Below are 16,518 nucleotides of genomic sequence, written 5' to 3'. Positions count from 1 at the left end.
AATGTTGTCAGGAATTGCGCTCCAGGTCCCCAGCCAGCAGGCTCTTGAGCCTGACACGCTGAATTTTGCCCGACGGCCCCTTGGGCAACTCGTCTAGAAAATGGATGTGATCCGGGCTTTTGAACGTCCCGAGACGGTCCTTGCAAAGCGTCAAAAGGGTCTCGGCCGTCAGTGTCGAGCCCGGTCTTGGGACGACTGCAGCCTCGACCCGCTCGCCGTAGCGCGGGCAAGGACAAGAGAAGGCCGCCGCCTCGACCACATCGGGATGCGCGTAGAGCACTTCGTCGATTTCACGCGGCGCGATATTCTCGCCGCCCTTTATGATCAGTTCCTTGAGGCGTCCCGTGACAAAGAAATAGCCCTCTGCATCCTTGCGTCCCAGATCGCCGGTGCGCAGCCAGCCATCCGGTGTGAAGCTGTCGCGCGTGGCCTCGGGATTTCGCAGATATTCCAGCATGACGTTTGGGCCTTTGACGATGATTTCGCCCTCTTCCCCCGGAGGTAGCGGGCGCATATCCGGCCCTGCCACCTCGGCCAGATTGCCATAGGCGATACCCGGAGAGCCAATCTTGCGCCTGCCGGGCGGAAGAGGGTTCGAGAGGATCTGCGCCGCGGTCTCTGTAAGGCCCATCGTCTCGACAATGGGCACATCGAACCGGGCCTCGAACGCCGTATGAACCTCGACCGGCAGAGGGGAGGAGGCGGAGCGCCCGAACCGGAGCCGTCTGCGGGTCTCTGGGTCTGGTCCAGTTTCCCCATGCAACAGATGCGATACGATGGTCGGCACGACCGAAAACCAAGTGGCCCGTGTTTCGGCAGCTTGCGCCCAGAACCGGCGTGCAGAGAACCGCGCGCACATGGCCAACTGCCCGCCCGACACGAGCGAGCCCATCACAGACACGCAAAGCCCGTTGATATGATAGACCGGCAAAACACAAAGCCCCGTATCCCCGGGTGTGAGATCATGGGCGATGGTCGTGGTCCACCCCCCGGCCAGAAGGCTTGCTTGGGTGTGCACAACCCCCTTGGGGCGCCCCGTGGTGCCCGAGGTATACATCAGCAAAGCATGATCGTCGGGGGTGACAGGATGCAGGACGGTTTCAGGCGCGGTCTCGGCCATGTTCAACATGGCAATGCGCCCGCCGGGGTTTACGCTCTGGAATACGCTCTCCTGAGTTGGATGAACGAGCGCCACCCGCGCACCGGAATGGTCGAGCGCGTAGCCAATCGCCTCTGCCCCAGCGACGAGGTTGATCATCGTGGCGCGAAAGCCACCGTAGAGCGTTCCATAAATCGCCTCGATCGCCGCCTGCCCGTTGGGGTGCAGGATGGCGACACTTTCCCCTTTGGCGATCCCCCGTGCTGTCAAAAGGGCAGCGATCGCCCGTGCGCGGCTGCGCAAACCGGGCCAATCCAGCGTGGTGCCTTCATCTGGAAAGGACAGCGCCATGCCACCGGCCTCGGCGCGGGCATCGACCCAGTCCCGTATCGTGCCTTTGGGGGGCGTGTCGCGGCTTAGCTTCATCGTCCGGCCACCTGCCAATACGCGCGGAAAATCTCGTCGAGCGTCGGCTCTCGCGGTGGAATTTCCCGCACGATCTTGGTGGTTTGCAGGAAATGCCGCCAATTGAGATTGTCGTCGATGGAATTGCCGCCCCAGCTGCCGCATCCCATCGAGAGGGAAAAGGGCATGCCGTTGTTAAAGGCACCGCCTGTTGCAAAGCAATGCGCCTGATTGACGATCACCCGGCAGGTCGGAAGCGTTGCCGCCAGGTGGCGTGCGCGGGCATCGTCGGTGCTGTGCAGGCCTATGGAATGACCTGCCCCCTGATGGCTGAGGATGCGTGCAACGATACTGGTTGCATCCGTGAAGTCCGCGGCGCGGTAGAGCGCCAGAACAAGGCTCAGCTTTTCACCTGAAAGCGGATGCTCTGGCCCGATCCCCCGCGTTTCGACCGCTACAAAGCGCGTCGCTTGTGGCACTTTCCCCGAGAGGCCAAGCGCCTCGATCATGCGCGGCGCGTCCTGTGCGATGACCGCGCGGTTGAGATGGCCGTCGGGCCAAAGTCGAGCCACGAGACCGGCTGAGTCCGCCTCTGGAACCAGTGCGCCGCCTTCGCGGGCCAATGCCGCGACAAAATCGTCATAGACAGCATCCACCACGACAACCGCATTTTCCGATGAGCAGGACGTTGCGTTGTCAAATGTCTTGGACGCTGCGATCTTGGCGGCTGCGGCGGCCAGATTGGCGGTTTCATCGACGATCACGGTCACATTGCCTGCGCCCACGCCAATCGCGGGTGTGCCGCAGGTGTAGGCGCGGCGCACGTTGTCCTGGCTGCCGGTCACGACCACCAGGTCGGACAATTCCAGCATGCGCTGCGTCTTGGCCTTGGATCCCGGCGCGGGCACCATTTGCACCAGATCGGGATTTGCCCCGATCTTGGTAAATTCGGCGTGGATATGCTCTAGCAATCGCTCACAGGTTGGCACGCCCTTGGGTGAGGGTGAGAGCACGATGGCATTGCCGCATTTGAGGGCGTTGATGATGTTGTTGGCCGGGGTTGCCCCCGGATTGGTAGAGGGCACCACGGCACCGATTACCCCGATAGGGCGGGCAATTTCGGTGATGCCGGTTGCGGGATCGTCGCGGATGACACCAAAAGTCTTGGCCCCGGCGATGTCGCGCATCAGCCCGAGCGTCTTGCGGTGGTTCTTGGTGATCTTGTCCGGCACATTGCCGATGCCGGTGGTGGCCACCGAGAGTTCCGCCAAGGCGCGGTTGCGGGCAGGCTCCATGATGGCCCAAGCCACGGCCTCTGCGGTGCGGTCATAGCGCTCTTGCGACCCACTTGCCTCATAGGCCCTTTGTGCGGCCCGAGCCTTGGCCATCACGTCTTCGACGGCAGCGATATCACCTTCAACGCTCATTTGGTGTTCCTTGTCGGGTTGGTTGCAGGGCATGCCGTGGGCTGCCCTGCCGATGCAGACTTTGCTGCAGGATCAAAGCCCTGCCAAAAGCTTCTCTAGTGTTTGCTGGCGGGCGGCCCACATCTCGATCACTTCGTCCCGCGTCATGATCTTTATCGGCGATCCGCCGGCCTCCATCTGTTTGACGACCTTTGGGTCGGCGAACATGGCAGGCATCACGGCTGCCAGCTTGTCGATGATCTCTTGAGGTGTGCCTTTGGGAGCCATGATGCCACGATAATTCACGCTGGAATTGTCAATGTCATACCCGGATTCCTGCAAAGTGGGCACATCGGGCAGGAAGCTGCTGCGCTCAGTATCGAACACACCCAGAATCTTGACGCTGCCCGCATTCGCGGCACGATAAGCGTCCGACAGGTTGTTGACACCGCCCATGACCTCTCCGGCGATCACAGCCTTCATGGCGCCCGCTCCACCTGAGTTGTTGGGGATATAGGCAAGTTTGACGTCTGCGGCAGCTTCGAGCTGCAGGGCCGCAATATGGTGCCCCACGAACAGACCGGCACCGGAGAAGGTCAGTTTTCCAGGATTTTCCTTGGCCCAGTTCACCACATCCTGCATTGAGTTGAACGGGCTGTCGGCGCCGACGATAAAGACTGCCGGGTCTGCGCCCCAATTGGCAATTGGTTCAAAGCTGTCCGCGCTGTATTCAACGCCACCTTCGATCGATTGCGCGATGAAATGGGGAATGTTGTAGGCACCCAGGGTGTAGCCATCCGCCTCGGCCTGTGTCGCCAGCCAGTTCCAGCCAACGCGCCCGCCTGCGCCGGGCTTGTTGATGATGGCGATGGGCTGGCCAAGCGCATCCTCGTTTCCGGCGGTCATGGTCACGATCCGTGCCTGGAAATCGGTGGCCCCACCCGCGCCGTAGCTGACCATCATCATCACGGGGCGGTCCGGATAGTCCTGCGCCACAGCGGGGGACGCCGCGAGCAGTAGGGCCGTTGCCAACCCTTTGAGTATCTTGGTCATGGTCTTCTCCTCCCTTGGTTTTTGAATGTCCGGATTGTTCCGGCAGTTTTAAAAAAACAGGCCACGCGGTGTGAAAACGCTGAGCAGCTTGGCAAAGAGCAGATACATCACGAGGATGAACCCGGCCGTGATCACGATCCGGCGGACCCAACTTTTGACCTCGCCGTGGGACGCAGGATCGTAGAGGCTGAGCAGCGTGAAAAAGGCGAGGGCGCTGCCGCTATAGAACCCGAGCGCCTCTGCCGCCCAGAAGATATAGACAGCCGCCACCAGCAGGCCTGGCAGAATATTGAGAAACATCGTTCTGCCGATCCCGGTGCCGGCACGAGAAAGGCCCAAGAGCGCCCGGCCAAAGGTCCAGAGTGCCAGTACGACAAAGACGCTGGAAATCAGCCGGGGAAATAGAAAAGCCTGCGTCGGTTTCTGGGTAAAGCTGACATAGCAGACCCAAAGGCCAAGTGCGGCAATGGCGCCGGATGGGATGATATGCTGCCACTGTCTCATGCTTTGGCCTCATTGGCCTGATCGGCCCGATCCTGACGACGTTGCAGAACCTCCATCCAGGCTGAATAGGCGACAGAGGCGATCACGATAAGGATCAGCACGATATTCAGAGTGCCGCCAAAGAAATAGCTGAACCGCCCATCGGTGGCGTCGGCGATCATCGACCCTTGGGTAAAATTGGCCTCGGCGATCGGTCCAAGGATAAGACCCAGTACAAGCGGAGCGGCGGTAAAGCCGAACCGTTCCAGAAAGAACATGCCGATGCCCAATGCGGCCATCACATAGACATCGCCCATCGAGTTCTGGACAGAGTACGAGCCAAATACAGCCAGCCCTAGAACCACCGCAGCCATCACATATTGCGGCACCTGTGCCACGCGCGCGGCAAGGCCCGCGACGTAAAGGCCAAAGATGCACATCAACACCTGCCCGATCAGCATCGAGTTGATGAAGGTCCAAGCGACATCCGGGTGGTTGTCAAAAAGGTCGCTCCCTGGAAAGATTCCGTGGATCAGCAGGCCGCCCAGGAGAACCGCCGCCGTCGGGCTGCCGGGCACTGAAAGCGTAAGGAGCGGCACCAGTGACGGGCCTACCATGGCGTTGTTGGCGCTTTCGGCTGCAATCACGCCCTCGGAATGGCCTTTGCCGAATTTCTGGCGCTCGGAACTGAATTTCTTGGCCTGATCATAGGCGACGAGCCCCGCAATCTGTCCCCCGATGCCCGGAATGAGGCCGATGATGGAACCAATGGCTGTGCCAATGCCGAGCGCACGCCAGCGACGGGTCATCTCGCGCATCGCCTTGCCGATGGGGTGTTTTTGCACTGCGATTACATCGCTGCCCACCGGCTGACGTCCGCGCGCGAACATCGCGAGCACTTGCGGGATTGCAAAAAGGCCAATCAAGGCAGGCACGATGCTGATCCCCCCCGCCAGCGACGGATGCACGATAAAGCGTTGCGCGCCCATGATGTCGTCAAACCCAATGGTGGCCAGCCACATCCCCATGCAGCCCGAGAGCAGCCCCTTGACCACGGAATTGGTATCTAAGGTTCCGATTACCGTCACACCGAGAATGGCCAGCCAAAAGAGATGCGAGGGACCAAAGGCCAGCGCCCATTTTGCCAGTATCGGCGTGAGAAATATCAACAGCAGAACGCCAAAGACGCCCCCCGCTGCCGAGGACAGAAAGGAAAGTTGCAATGCTTCCGCGCCACGTCCCTGCGTGGCCATCGTATGGCCGTCCAGCGTGGTTGCTATATTGGCAGGTGCCCCGGGTATCTTGAGCAGAATCGCACTGACTGCGCCACCTGCCACGGTCGAGGTATAGGCCGCCCCCAACAGAATAAGGCCATGCGCAGCTTCAAGCCGAAAGGTGAACGGAATGAGCAGCGCCACCGCCATTGTCGGCGAGAGGCCAGGGGTTGCCCCAAGGATCAGCCCGCCAATGGTGCCGCCCACAAGCAGCATGAAAGCCATCGGCGTAAAGACCTCTCCAAAGTAGTAAAGGAATTCCAACGCGCCCCTCCCGTTGCGACTCCGGGCAACAACGCCGGTTGAAGTCTAACGGTAAGTGATGAAAATAGTAATGCAAATGTTTTCATAAAATCCATGAAATGGTGGTTTAAGTGTCTGACAAAATTAATGAAAAGGTCGATATTGTGGCTGTGGCAAAGGCCGCGCGGGTCTCACCTTCGACGGTGTCGCGCAGTTTCAACCACCCCGGTCTGGTCAGCCCGGCCACTCGTAAACGCATTACCCGCGCGGTCGAAAAGCTGGGGTACATCCGCAATCGCGCCGCGCAGTCGATGCATGGACGGCGTAACGCCACCATCGGTCTGATCGTGCCAACCATTGACCATGCGATCTTTGCCGAAGTGATCCAGTCCTTTTCCGATTCCATCGACCGGGCCGGTTTTACCCTGCTCATCGCGTCGCATTCCTATGACCTCGACCGCGAATATGCGATGATGCGCAAGCTGATGGAGCATCGGGTGGATGGCATTGCGTTGGTTGGGTTGGAACACGCGGACGCCAGCCTTCGGCTATTGGAGCAGCAGGGGACGCCCGACGACTGGCGCTCTGGAACTATGCTCCCGACTCGTTGCTGCCCTGTGTAGGGGCGGACAATCGCGAGGCGGGGCGCATCGCCGCCGATCATCTGCTTGAGCTTGGGCATCGCGATATCGGGCTGGTCTTTCCACGTCCGGAAGGCAATGATCGGGCAAGTGCCCGCCTCTGGGGGGCGCGGGAGCGATTGTTGGCAGCGGGCATTCCCTTGATCGCGGATTGGCAATGGGAGGCCCCCTATAGCATTGCGCAGGCCAAACAGGTGGCACAGGATCTCTTGCGCCGGGCGCATCGTCCGTCTGCGCTCTTGTGCGGCAATGATGTGATTGCCCAAGGTGTAATCTATGGTGCGCAAAGCTGCGGCCTGCGCGTCCCTGAGGATATTTCGGTGATTGGCATCGGGGATTTCAAAGGGTCAAGCGAGATGGAGCCGGGCCTGACCACTATCCGTATACCCGCCCGTACTATTGGAGAGATTGCTGGCGAGCGCTTCACCGACCTGATCACAGGTGCAAGCGATGATCATTTTCGCGTCCGCTGTCCGTTGGAATGTATCCTGCGCGGCACATCGCGCGCGGTTCACGCGGTCGGCGACTGAAATGCAAAATCCACGCAGGTCATCGGCCAGCAACCTCGATTGAACCCGATCGCTGCACCACCCGGTGCGCGGTCAATGGCGGTGGGTATCGCCAAGTTGTTTGTGTCTGACGAAGCGGGTAGAGGCAGGCCGCATCAGGATATGACAGCGTCACGGTGCTGCACAAGCCGCAGCGGCTCAGTGAAAACGGCCTCTGTTACATCGCGGGCGATCTCGCCAGATATCTCGAGAAGAATGGCATGGCTTACATGCGCGGAGCCCCCAACCATCCCCAGACGTAAGGCAAGATCGAGCACTGGCACCAGACCCTAAAGAAACGCATCCCGCTCGAAAATCACTCCCTGGAGGGCAAACTCGAAGCGGCGATAACCGCCTTCATCGAGCAATACAACCACGGCCGATATCACGAAAGCCTCGGCAATCTGACACCTGCCGATGCTTACTTCGGGCGCGGTCCCGCAATCCTGGCAGAAAGGGAGAAGATCAAGGCACAGACCATTCAGAACTGCCGCTTGATCCATCAGCGCCAAGCAGCATACCATCAACCAACACAACCGGAGTCCTCCAGACCAAAATCACACCGCCTTCTCCAAATCATTCGGTTACGGACAACATAGGCATCCTGACAGTCGTCGACACATTCCCCCGCTCCTTTGCTCTCTTCCGAGGTCGGATACGGAAAGGCGGTATCGCCGCGTTCTCAATGTTGCAGAATCTTTGAGAGAAAATCCTTGGCACGCTCACTTTCCGGCTCATCGAAGAACTCTTGCGTTGGACGATCCTCGACGATGGCCCCCGCATCCATGAATACGACACGGTCTGCGACCTTGCGCGCAAAGCCCATCTCATGAGTGACCACCATCATGGTCATGCCGTCGTCACGGGCCAGTCCCACCATAACGTCCAGAACTTCCTTGATCATCTCGGGATCAAGCGCTGAAGTCGGTTCATCAAAGAGCATCGCAATCGGATCCATGGCAAGAGCCCGTGCAATGGCGACGCGCTGCTGCTGACCGCCCGACAACTGACCGGGATATTTGGCGACGTGGTCAATCATTCCCACGCGTGTCAAGAGCGTCTCGGATCTCTCCTCCGCCTCCTTGCGCGTCCGTCCCAACACCTTTTCCTGCGCAAGGCATAGATTATCGCGCACGCTCATGTGGGGATAAAGTTCGAAATGCTGAAACACCATGCCGATCTTGGCGCGCAGCTTGGTCAGTTTTGTGCCGCTGCCTGTCACTTCGGCACCATCCACGACGATCCGCCCCTCCTGAACTGGCTCAAGCCCGTTTACACATTTGATAAGGGTGGATTTTCCCGAGCCAGAGGGTCCGCAGACCACCACGACCTCGCCCTTTGCAACTCTTGTCGTGCAATCGGTGAGAACCTTAAAGTCCCCGTACCACTTGCTCACATTCTTCATTTCGATCATGTCGTCATCCGCGCTTGAAGCCGACGCACGAACAGCGAACCTGAAAAACAGATCACGAAGTAAACGAGCGCGGCAAAGAGATACATTTCAACGAGGCGGCCCTCGGTCCGGGCCACGATGGAAGAGGCGGTCATCAGGTCGCGCAGCGATACGACAAAGACCAATGAGGTATCCTGAAACAGGATGATTCCTTGTGTTACAAGGATTGGGATCATGTTTCGGAATGCCTGCGGCAGCACGATATAGCGCTGAATCTGCCAGTAGCCTAGGCCTGTGGCCTGACCTGCGTGCACCTGACCCGTCCTAACGCTCTGAATGCCGGCCCGCATGATCTCTGAATAATAGGCGGCCTCGAACATGACAAAGGCGATAAGCGCTGAATAGAAGCCGCCGATCGGCCGACCGACTGCCAGAGGTACAAGGAAGTAGAACCAGAAAATCACGAGGATCAAGGGCACGGACCGGATCAGGTTCACATAGGCCGCAGCGAATATCGCCAGCGGTCTGATCCCCGAGAGCCGCGCCAGCGCGAGCAACGTGCCTAAAGCGATACCGCCCAACACCGCAAGAAAGGTGAGCCATAAGCTGAGTTGCAAACCCTGCCAGAGGAACGGCAGGTTGTTCAGGATGACGCCAAAATCAAAATCGCCCATCTCAGTTCCCCTTGCCAACGTAGCCCGGAATGCGCGTGTAGCGTTCGAGGACGGTCATGACGATTGTGGCGCAGAGGGCGATGAACACGTAGATGACGGTGGCGGCCGTATAAGCTTCGAAACTCTGGAATGTGTATTCCGCGATCTGCTGGCTCTGCGCCGTCAATTCAAGCAGCCCGATGGTAAGCGCGAGCGACGAGTTCTTGAAGACAGTCAGAAATTCCGATGTCATTGGCGGCACGATCAGGCGGAAAGAAATCGGCAAAAGAACGTATCGGTAGACCTGTGCCACGCCCATACCCTGTGCGGTAGCCGCTGATTTGAGACCAGATGGCACCGCCTCAATCCCGGCACGCACCTGTTCTGCCACGCGGCTTGCGGTATAGAGGCCCAAGGCCACAACTGCCGTGACAAACTCGGGTTGCGGCATCTCGCGCTTCATCCAGCGCCCGGCATCCTCGGGCAACATCTCGGGGACGGCGAAATACCAGATGAACATTTGCACCAGCAGCGGCACGTTTCGGAACAGTTCGACATAGGCGGTGCAGAGTGTGCTGACCACTTTGTTGGGCAGGGTTCGGCCCACGCCCACCAGCGATCCCACGACCAAAGCGATCACCCAAGCGCAGAGTGCTACCGACACGGTCCAGCCAAGGCCACTCAGGAGCCAGCCGAAATATTCCGGTTCCCAAAGAACGCTCCAGTTCCAGTTATAATTCATCTTGGCCGGTCCCCCGAAATTGCGCGGCCCGCCCGGTCACGAGCGGGCCGCAGATCCTTTACTCAGGCAGGGCTCCAAGCTGGAATGCGGCCTGCAGGAGCGGGTCGGCAGGCACGCCCATCGGGTCGAACCACTTTGAATAGATCTCGTTGATCTCGCCCGAGCGGAACACGTTGGCAAGCGCGGTCTTGCCCACAAGTTCAAAGGCACTGTCGTCACGACGGACCATCAGCGCGTAGGGGTCGAAGGACAAAAAATCACCGACAACGGCAAATTCATCCGGTGTCTTGGACTTGGCAATCAAACCGAACAGCAGAATGTGGTCTGTGGAGTAGGCATCAACGCGGTCAGTCTCAAGCGAGAGCATGCCTTCGGCATGGTCGCGTACCGGCAGGATCTTCACCTCTAGCCCCAGGGCCTCTACCGCCGCTTTGACAGCGCGCTCGTTGGTTGTGCCCTGTGCAAGCGCGATTGCTTTACCGTCGAGATCGGCAACCGACGTGATGCCTGAACCTTTTCGGGTCAGGATCTTGGTCCCGGTTACGAAGGTCACGGGCAAATATTCAACCTGCTGCTGGCGCGTCAAATTGTTGGTTGTGGATCCACATTCCAGATCAATTGTGCCGTTTGCCATCAGCGCGATACGGGTCTTGGGGTTGACGGGCACATAGCGGACTTCGATGTCCTTGCCGAGCGTCTTTTCCACTTCCTCGACCACCTTCATGCAGAGGTCGATGGAATAGCCCTCGGGCTGCTGTTGATCATTCAGATAAGAAAACGGTACCGAGCTTTCGCGGTGGCCGATCACGATTTCCCCGCTGTCATTGATCTTGGCGAGCGTTCCCGTCAGGTCTTGGGCCCAGATAGCGGCAGGTGCCAGCCCTGTTGTCAAAGCCGCGACAGCAAGCAGGCGGCGGGCAAGTTTAAAGTCCATGGTCAAGTTCTCCCTCTTTTCGTTGATGGTTAGTTTATCTGGTGGCCCGGTAGATCAAACGCCTCGGGGTATCCCAAGAGCGCGTCAGATCCGCCGGTATGCAGAAATACGACATTATGCATGTCGCCAAAGGCGCCCCTTCGGGTCAGATCAATCAGACCGTCAAGCCCTTTGCCGGAATAGACCGGATCGAACAGCAGACCTTCAAGCTCTGCTAAAAGCCTGACGCTTTCGACCATGCCTTGCGTGGGAATACCATATCCCGCACCCACGTAATCGCAGTTGGCCCTTACATCTTCACGACGGATGGCCTCTCCATAGCCGATGCGCGCACCGGTGCGTTTCGCAAGCTCAAAGACCATGCTTTCCTGCTTGTCCTGAGGGGCCCGAACGCCAATTCCGAGAAGCTGGATGTCACTTTCCAGCGCCGCAAGGCCGGCCACCAAGCCCGCTTGGGTGCCAGCGCTGCCCGTGGCATGGATCAATGCATCGATCTTCAACCCCATGGTCGCGGACTGTTCGCAAAGTTCCAAGGCGCAATTCACGTAACCAAGAGCACCGGTGCTGTTCGAGCCTCCTCCCGGAATGACATAAGGCTTCCGGCCGGCGGCGCGAAGTTCTACCGCCAGAAGCTCCATCTCTGACGCCATGTCGGCGCCGCTCCTCCGCATGGCCACTGTTGCGCCATGAAGCCGGTCAAGAAACACATTTCCGTTCAGCGTGTATTCTGGGTCGGCATAGCCGGTCGGATCTTCGAGTAGGATATGGCAGGCCATGCCCAGTCGTGCCGCCGCAGCTGCTGTCTGGCGGGCGTGATTGGATTGGGTGGTGCCTTGGGTAATGATCGTATCCGCACCCTCTCCCAATGCGTCTGCCATCAGGAACTCGAGCTTGCGGGTCTTGTTGCCGCCTGAGGACAAGCCTGTGCAATCATCGCGCTTTACCCAAAAGCGGGGTCCGCCCAGATGCTCGGTCAGACGGTCCATGGGTTCTAGTGGTGTCGGGAAATGCCCAAGACGCACTCTGGGAAAGGCCGCAAGCGCGCTTGCCAGGTCCTTTCTGCGCGCGACAGAAGGCCAAACGCGCTGCTGGCTTCGCTGAACCGTCGCCGAAACGCCTTCTTTGTCCATAAATCCCTCACCCAATGTAAAGCCAAGGCTAAACTCCCTTTAATACCATTGGAAAATGCTATTCTCTTAGGGTGCTCATACTAAGGGTATGGGTAAAGGAGAGTTAATGGACCTAAGCATCTTCGACGACGTTCTTGTGCTTCTGGAAGAAGGCAATATGAGCCGTGCCGCACAGCGCCGGAACATCACGCAACCGGCCTTTTCACGACGTATTCAAAGCTTCGAACACTGGCTGGGTCGTCCGATCGTCAAGCGTGCCGCCAATCGCGTGGACATCGAACCGGCCCTGTCCGAAAACACAACCGAGCTTCAGGCCTTGGCGGGCCACATTCAGGCATTTCGCCAGCGCATCGCCGGATATGAACCCGGCAGATCTACCGTGACGGTCGCGGCACAGCATTCACTGATCGTTTCGATCTTTCCCGATTTCGCAGCCGGTGCGCGCGCAGAGCACCAAGGTGTCGATTTTCGCCTCAGAGCCGCGAACCATAATGATTGCATCTCGTTGTTCCTGAGCGGCGAGGCCTCGCTGCTGATGTGCTATGAGCGCGATGGCGGTGCTCCGATGCCCTTCGATGACAGTATTGTCCGTGCGACTTGGGGCCGGGACAGGCTTGTCCCAGTGGTTGGCGGACCACTGCGCTTTGCCTTAAGCCCCAAGGGGGTCGCTCCGCCAGATACACCGATGATCCGCTATCCCCCCGGGACCTTTTTCGCCGAAATGCTCGCCGGGGCAAGCACCTCCTATTCCAGCCATACGGGTGCAATCTTTGCCGAGAGCGCCTTTACCGTCGGCATCAAGGAAATAGTCTTGATGGGTTTTGCTCTGGCTTGGTTACCGATGAGCCTTGTCTATAGCGAAGTCCAAAGCGGTGCCTTGCTCGTGTGTAATGGGGATACTGAAACCTTGCCCCTGCGCATATCGCTCTTTGCTCGACCAACCGACTCAGTCTCCATGCAACTTTGTGGCCTGCGAAAAAGCGTTTTTGGGACATAAAGCCAGAGCAGCTTCTGGGCCGGATATTTCCGGCGCATCTACAGGCGAGTTGATGTCGCATAAGAGAGTGCCGCAAAGTGCGGGGCAATGTCGCGGGAATCGAACACGCTGGAGGTCGAAATCTGTGTCGGAGTGCAGAACGAGGCAATACAAAAGGCCAGTGGTCCGGCTGAGAACATGAATACGGATGGGGCAGCCAGTTCACGTCCTTCGCCTGTACAGACAGGCTGTACCGATCCAGTGTTCGCATCTCGATGGATGGGACCGGCGGGTTCTTCGAAAACATCTTCATCGAGCGGCTCTGACGGACCCTGAAATGCGAATGCGTCTACCTGCACGCCTAGGAGGCCGGGTTGAAAACAAAGGTACGCATCACAAAACGGATGGCTTTCTATACCCTCCAACGGCCACACTCAGCCCTTGGTGGCAGGCCACTTGAAGTGGTCTACTGGCTTAGAAAAATGCGCCGCAACCTCGCCAGAAGGTGCAAAGAGTAGCTTGAGTCACCCCCAGATACTGTCCAACGGACAGAGAGGAACTCATCAAACCAAGCGATTGCGACGTCGTCCTGTATTACTCTGGGGTTGCCCAGAGTTGACGTTCGTCATGTTCGCTTTCCTACCGCCAAACCATGTTCGTGAGGTACGATCACAGGACACCCGTCCCGCGCTTGCATCACCTCGACCGACACGTTCCAGCATTCGGCGACGCGCTGTTCCGAGAGGACATCATGTTTCGGGCCGAAAGCGACAACCTTGCCATTCTTCAGCACCAGAAGTTGATCACAAAACCGGCCCGCTAGTGTCAGGTCATGTAATGCCATGATGGTGGCTGCTTGCCTGTTCTGTGTATCGGTCTTGAGATGCCGCAAGATCACCAGTTGGTGGTGCAGGTCGAGCGCCGATGTCGGCTCGTCTAAAATCAAGAGACGGGGTGCGCGGAGAAGACGTTGCGCCACGCAGATCATTTGTTGCTGGCCGCCGGAAAGCCGGTCCACGTTACGGTCTTCCAGATGGGACAACCCAAGCTCTGACAATACCCTTGCCGCCGCGTCCAGATCTGCCGGGGCAACGCGCCAGCCAAGGGCTTCGCGCTTGCCGAGAAGAACGGCCTCCAACACCGACAGACGCACGTTCGTCTGAAAGGCTTGCGGCATGTAACCGATCTGGTCTCGGGGTAGCGTCACACCGTTCCAATGCGCGTGCAGTTTCTCGATACCGGCAAGACTACGCAGAAGAGTGGATTTTCCAGCACCGTTCGGGCCGATCACTCCGAGCACTTGGCCTGCGGGGACTTCAATTTGCAATGGATGCAGGATTTGGGTGCGCCCCTTGAATGCGGCAGGCAGGTTGGCACTTAGGGTCATCTCGTCCCCGCTGGTTTGAGCGTCAGGATCACAGCCATCAACATCGGAACACCTGCAATGGCGGTGATGATGCCTACAGGAATGATCGCACCGGGCGAGATCAGCTTGCCGACAACAGACGCCGCAACTAGGATGATCGCTCCCATTAGCGCGGCGGTCGGCAAGGCAAAGCGGTGATCTTCGCCGACGACCGCACGCGCGATGTGGGGGGCGATCAGTCCGACAAAACCAATGGTGCCGGTGAAACAGACAGCCCCTGCGGTCAGCGCAGCGACCAACAGAAAGCTCCGTCTCCGAAAGCGGTTGACGTCCAGCCCAAGGCTGGCAGCGTTGTCGTCGCCCATACGGAGCGAGGTCAGGTTCCAAGCATCGCGCAGAACCAGCGGCAGGCACACCAGCAAGATTGTGCCGCACACTTGAACCGAGGTCCAACTGGCCTTCAACAGGCTGCCGAACAGCCAGAAGACAATCTGTTGCAAGACCTCTGGCGAAGCCATGAACTGCGCAAGCGACTGCAGCGATTGAAAGAAGAACAAGACTGCAATGCCTGCCAACACCAACACCTCCGGTGCGGCTCCTTTGACACGTGCAACAAGGTAAATCAGCATGGCGGCGGCAAGGGTCATGACAAATGCGGCAATCGGGGTTTGCAGCCATTGCGGCAACCCCAACAGCCCGCCGACCAGGATCGAAAGGGCTGCACCGAAACCGGCGGCAGCGGAAAACCCAAGGGTGAATGGGCTGGCAAGGGGATTGTTCAGGATGGTTTGCATCATCAATCCGGCCAGACCAAGCGAAGCGCCGACCAGCGCTGCCATGATGCTTTGTGGTAAGCGTATTTGCCACAGGATGGCAGCGGCGCCGCGATCTTCACCTGCGGGGCCTGCCCAAAGGGCCTTGTTCAGATCGGCCAGCGACATGCCCGATGGTCCCGTGACCAAGTCGGCTGCAAGCAGGGCGCAAAGCAATATGGCAGCCCCGAGAAGTGCCGTCATGCGCGCCTTGATCTGGCGGGCATAAAGCCCGCCAGAGGTCGTTACGGCATCCGTCATTGCAGTTTTTGCACGAAGATCCCATCAAGTGGGATGGGCAGCCATTTTGCATAATAGGCGGCAAGCTCGGCCTGCGGGCTCACATCGACGAAAGCTTCCGGGTGCAAGACCTTGCCCAGATAACGGGCAAAGACGAAGTCCGACAAGGACCTTGCGCCGCCGTGGTAGATCGCATGAACCTCGCCCGATTTCGCAGCCGGAAGTTCTGCCCAGCCTGGACGTGTCAAATACGCTGCCATACTTTGCTGCGCCGCGGCTGCATCAGCCCCGAAGCCTATCCGCACAGCCTCGGGGGCGTTCATCCATTCCGACCCGGCAAGAAGGATGACTTCGGGCTGCTCGGCCAGAACGAATTCAGGTGCCAGCGGACCCCAGTTTTCAATCCGACCTTTCGCGATGTTCGCCCCGCCGACCAGATCAATCACGCCCGCCCACATACCTTTGCCATAGGAGTTACCAACCTCGGCAGGGCCTTTTCTGGCCAGTTCGACATAGACCTTCTTCGGCGCGCCGCCTGCGGCGGTGACCCTTGCGATCGTATCGGTGATCATGCTTTCGTAGTGTCTGGCCAAGGCCTCGGCCCGATCTTCAGTGCCCATCAGCGAGCCAATTACTCTGGTTGAGGCCAGATGCGCCTCCAGTGTCTGGGCGTTATAATCCACCACGACAACAGGAATTCCTGCGGCCTCCAGCTGTGCAATGCCCTCACCAAGGGCATCAAACTGCCAACCTGCCAAAATCGCGACATCCGGTTTGGCTGCGATGGCGGCTTCCACGCTAAAAGTGCTGCTTTCAGTGTCACCGACGTCGGGAAGTGCATCGATCTGCGGATAGACTGCCTTATAAGCCTCCCACTGCATGGGGCGCCATTCCGCCCAAGGCGTGCGGGAGATCGCAACGACCTTGTCGATGCCGCCCGGACCTGTGATCGCAATGAAGTCTTCATAATAAAAGCCGAGCAGAATCCGATCAGGAGTATCGGCCAAAGTGACCGTTCGGCCCTTGAGGTCGGTCAGGGTGATTTCGGCCCAAGCGGGCAAGGCGGTGGTCAAGGCAAGCGCGCCAAGACCAAGGAGTTTGAACAGGAATCTCATACTAT

14 protein-coding genes and 2 pseudogenes are annotated in these 16,518 nt (G+C 58.7%); 3 read left to right on the top strand and 13 right to left on the bottom strand.

Features of this window, described 5'->3' with window-relative positions:
* Positions 1 to 7 precede the first annotated feature (7 nt).
* The 5 genes from ROSMUC_RS04740 to ROSMUC_RS04720 all read right to left on the bottom strand — a co-directional run bounded on the left by ROSMUC_RS04740 (position 8) and on the right by ROSMUC_RS04720 (position 5,984).
* On the bottom strand, positions 8 to 1,525 hold the full coding sequence (locus ROSMUC_RS04740; protein WP_037270169.1) for a class I adenylate-forming enzyme family protein: 1,518 nt from the start codon (positions 1,523 to 1,525) through the stop codon (positions 8 to 10).
* Complete coding sequence (sauS, locus tag ROSMUC_RS04735) at positions 1,522 to 2,931, bottom strand: acylating sulfoacetaldehyde dehydrogenase (protein ID WP_037270436.1); 1,410 nt, start codon at positions 2,929 to 2,931, stop codon at positions 1,522 to 1,524. The genes ROSMUC_RS04740 and sauS overlap by 4 nt, the downstream gene beginning before the upstream one ends.
* Positions 2,932 to 3,003: 72 nt before the next feature.
* Positions 3,004 to 3,963 carry a tripartite tricarboxylate transporter substrate binding protein gene (locus tag ROSMUC_RS04730; protein ID WP_037270168.1) on the bottom strand — a complete coding sequence of 320 codons (960 nt, stop codon included), beginning with the start codon at positions 3,961 to 3,963 and terminating at the stop codon, positions 3,004 to 3,006.
* Positions 3,964 to 4,011: 48 nt separating this feature from the next.
* Complete coding sequence (locus ROSMUC_RS04725; protein WP_037270167.1) at positions 4,012 to 4,467, bottom strand: tripartite tricarboxylate transporter TctB family protein; 456 nt, start codon at positions 4,465 to 4,467, stop codon at positions 4,012 to 4,014.
* Positions 4,464 to 5,984, bottom strand: coding sequence for a tripartite tricarboxylate transporter permease (locus ROSMUC_RS04720; RefSeq protein WP_037270166.1), 1,521 nt, complete (start codon positions 5,982 to 5,984; stop codon positions 4,464 to 4,466). Before ROSMUC_RS04720 ends, ROSMUC_RS04725 begins: the two co-directional genes overlap by 4 nt.
* 110 nt (positions 5,985 to 6,094) lie before the next feature.
* Here ROSMUC_RS04720 and ROSMUC_RS21730 point away from each other — a divergent pair.
* Positions 6,095 to 7,134, top strand: a pseudogene (locus ROSMUC_RS21730) (LacI family DNA-binding transcriptional regulator).
* 128 nt (positions 7,135 to 7,262) lie between these two features.
* Positions 7,263 to 7,670 (top strand): annotated as a pseudogene (locus ROSMUC_RS21275) (integrase core domain-containing protein); the annotation flags it as partial.
* Between the two features lie 164 nt (positions 7,671 to 7,834).
* Here ROSMUC_RS21275 and ROSMUC_RS04700 read toward each other — a convergent pair.
* From ROSMUC_RS04700 to cuyA, 5 genes are read right to left on the bottom strand one after another with little or no spacing between them, the layout of a single operon-like run.
* The gene (locus ROSMUC_RS04700; protein WP_037270164.1) at positions 7,835 to 8,566 is read right to left on the bottom strand and encodes an amino acid ABC transporter ATP-binding protein; all 732 of its coding nucleotides are present in this window, start codon (positions 8,564 to 8,566) and stop codon (positions 7,835 to 7,837) included.
* Positions 8,563 to 9,219: an amino acid ABC transporter permease gene (locus ROSMUC_RS04695; RefSeq protein ID WP_037270163.1), complete on the bottom strand. Its 657-nt coding sequence runs from the start codon at positions 9,217 to 9,219 to the stop codon at positions 8,563 to 8,565. The genes ROSMUC_RS04700 and ROSMUC_RS04695 overlap by 4 nt, the downstream gene beginning before the upstream one ends.
* 1 nt (position 9,220) lies before the next feature.
* Positions 9,221 to 9,940: an amino acid ABC transporter permease gene (locus tag ROSMUC_RS04690; RefSeq protein ID WP_037270162.1), complete on the bottom strand. Its 720-nt coding sequence runs from the start codon at positions 9,938 to 9,940 to the stop codon at positions 9,221 to 9,223.
* A 58-nt stretch (positions 9,941 to 9,998) separates the two neighbouring features.
* Positions 9,999 to 10,874 (bottom strand): amino acid ABC transporter substrate-binding protein, encoded by an 876-nt coding sequence (locus ROSMUC_RS04685; RefSeq protein ID WP_037270161.1) that lies wholly within the window; start codon positions 10,872 to 10,874, stop codon positions 9,999 to 10,001.
* Between the two features lie 29 nt (positions 10,875 to 10,903).
* Positions 10,904 to 11,926 (bottom strand): D-cysteate sulfo-lyase, encoded by a 1,023-nt coding sequence (cuyA, locus tag ROSMUC_RS04680; RefSeq protein WP_075571713.1) that lies wholly within the window; start codon positions 11,924 to 11,926, stop codon positions 10,904 to 10,906.
* Between the two features lie 166 nt (positions 11,927 to 12,092).
* On the opposite strand from cuyA, the gene ROSMUC_RS04675 reads away from it, so the two are divergent.
* Positions 12,093 to 13,001, top strand: coding sequence for a LysR family transcriptional regulator (locus tag ROSMUC_RS04675; RefSeq protein ID WP_245875111.1), 909 nt, complete (start codon positions 12,093 to 12,095; stop codon positions 12,999 to 13,001).
* A gap of 604 nt (positions 13,002 to 13,605) precedes the next feature.
* Here ROSMUC_RS04675 and ROSMUC_RS04670 read toward each other — a convergent pair.
* Genes ROSMUC_RS04670 through ROSMUC_RS04660 form a run of 3 tightly spaced genes read right to left on the bottom strand, consistent with a single transcriptional unit; the run spans position 13,606 to position 16,513 of the window.
* A complete protein-coding gene (locus ROSMUC_RS04670) occupies positions 13,606 to 14,367 on the bottom strand; it encodes an ABC transporter ATP-binding protein (RefSeq protein ID WP_037270158.1) in 762 nt (253 codons plus the stop codon).
* Entirely contained in the window at positions 14,364 to 15,419 is a 1,056-nt protein-coding gene (locus ROSMUC_RS04665) for a FecCD family ABC transporter permease (protein ID WP_037270157.1), read from the bottom strand. Before ROSMUC_RS04665 ends, ROSMUC_RS04670 begins: the two co-directional genes overlap by 4 nt.
* Positions 15,416 to 16,513, bottom strand: coding sequence for an ABC transporter substrate-binding protein (locus ROSMUC_RS04660; protein WP_037270156.1), 1,098 nt, complete (start codon positions 16,511 to 16,513; stop codon positions 15,416 to 15,418). Before ROSMUC_RS04660 ends, ROSMUC_RS04665 begins: the two co-directional genes overlap by 4 nt.
* Positions 16,514 to 16,518 lie beyond the last annotated feature (5 nt).

This window comes from Roseovarius mucosus DSM 17069, from assembly GCF_000768555.3.
Lineage (GTDB): Bacteria > Pseudomonadota > Alphaproteobacteria > Rhodobacterales > Rhodobacteraceae > Roseovarius > Roseovarius mucosus.
The sequence above is the reverse complement of the archived record's forward strand: the minus strand, read 5'-3'. Positions and strand labels throughout refer to the sequence as shown.

Coding starts and splice junctions, on each gene's coding strand:
- ROSMUC_RS04730 (WP_037270168.1), bottom strand. CDS start 3,963: ATGACCAAGATACTCAAAGGGTTGGCAACGGCCCTACTGCTCGCGGCG.
- ROSMUC_RS04670 (WP_037270158.1), bottom strand. CDS start 14,367: ATGACCCTAAGTGCCAACCTGCCTGCCGCATTCAAGGGGCGCACCCAA.
- ROSMUC_RS04690 (WP_037270162.1), bottom strand. CDS start 9,940: ATGAATTATAACTGGAACTGGAGCGTTCTTTGGGAACCGGAATATTTC.
- ROSMUC_RS04665 (WP_037270157.1), bottom strand. CDS start 15,419: ATGACGGATGCCGTAACGACCTCTGGCGGGCTTTATGCCCGCCAGATC.
- ROSMUC_RS04700 (WP_037270164.1), bottom strand. CDS start 8,566: ATGATCGAAATGAAGAATGTGAGCAAGTGGTACGGGGACTTTAAGGTT.
- ROSMUC_RS04685 (WP_037270161.1), bottom strand. CDS start 10,874: ATGGACTTTAAACTTGCCCGCCGCCTGCTTGCTGTCGCGGCTTTGACA.
- ROSMUC_RS04740 (WP_037270169.1), bottom strand. CDS start 1,525: ATGAAGCTAAGCCGCGACACGCCCCCCAAAGGCACGATACGGGACTGG.
- ROSMUC_RS04725 (WP_037270167.1), bottom strand. CDS start 4,467: ATGAGACAGTGGCAGCATATCATCCCATCCGGCGCCATTGCCGCACTT.
- sauS (WP_037270436.1), bottom strand. CDS start 2,931: ATGAGCGTTGAAGGTGATATCGCTGCCGTCGAAGACGTGATGGCCAAG.
- ROSMUC_RS04660 (WP_037270156.1), bottom strand. CDS start 16,513: ATGAGATTCCTGTTCAAACTCCTTGGTCTTGGCGCGCTTGCCTTGACC.
- ROSMUC_RS04675 (WP_245875111.1), top strand. CDS start 12,093: ATGGGTAAAGGAGAGTTAATGGACCTAAGCATCTTCGACGACGTTCTT.
- ROSMUC_RS04695 (WP_037270163.1), bottom strand. CDS start 9,219: ATGGGCGATTTTGATTTTGGCGTCATCCTGAACAACCTGCCGTTCCTC.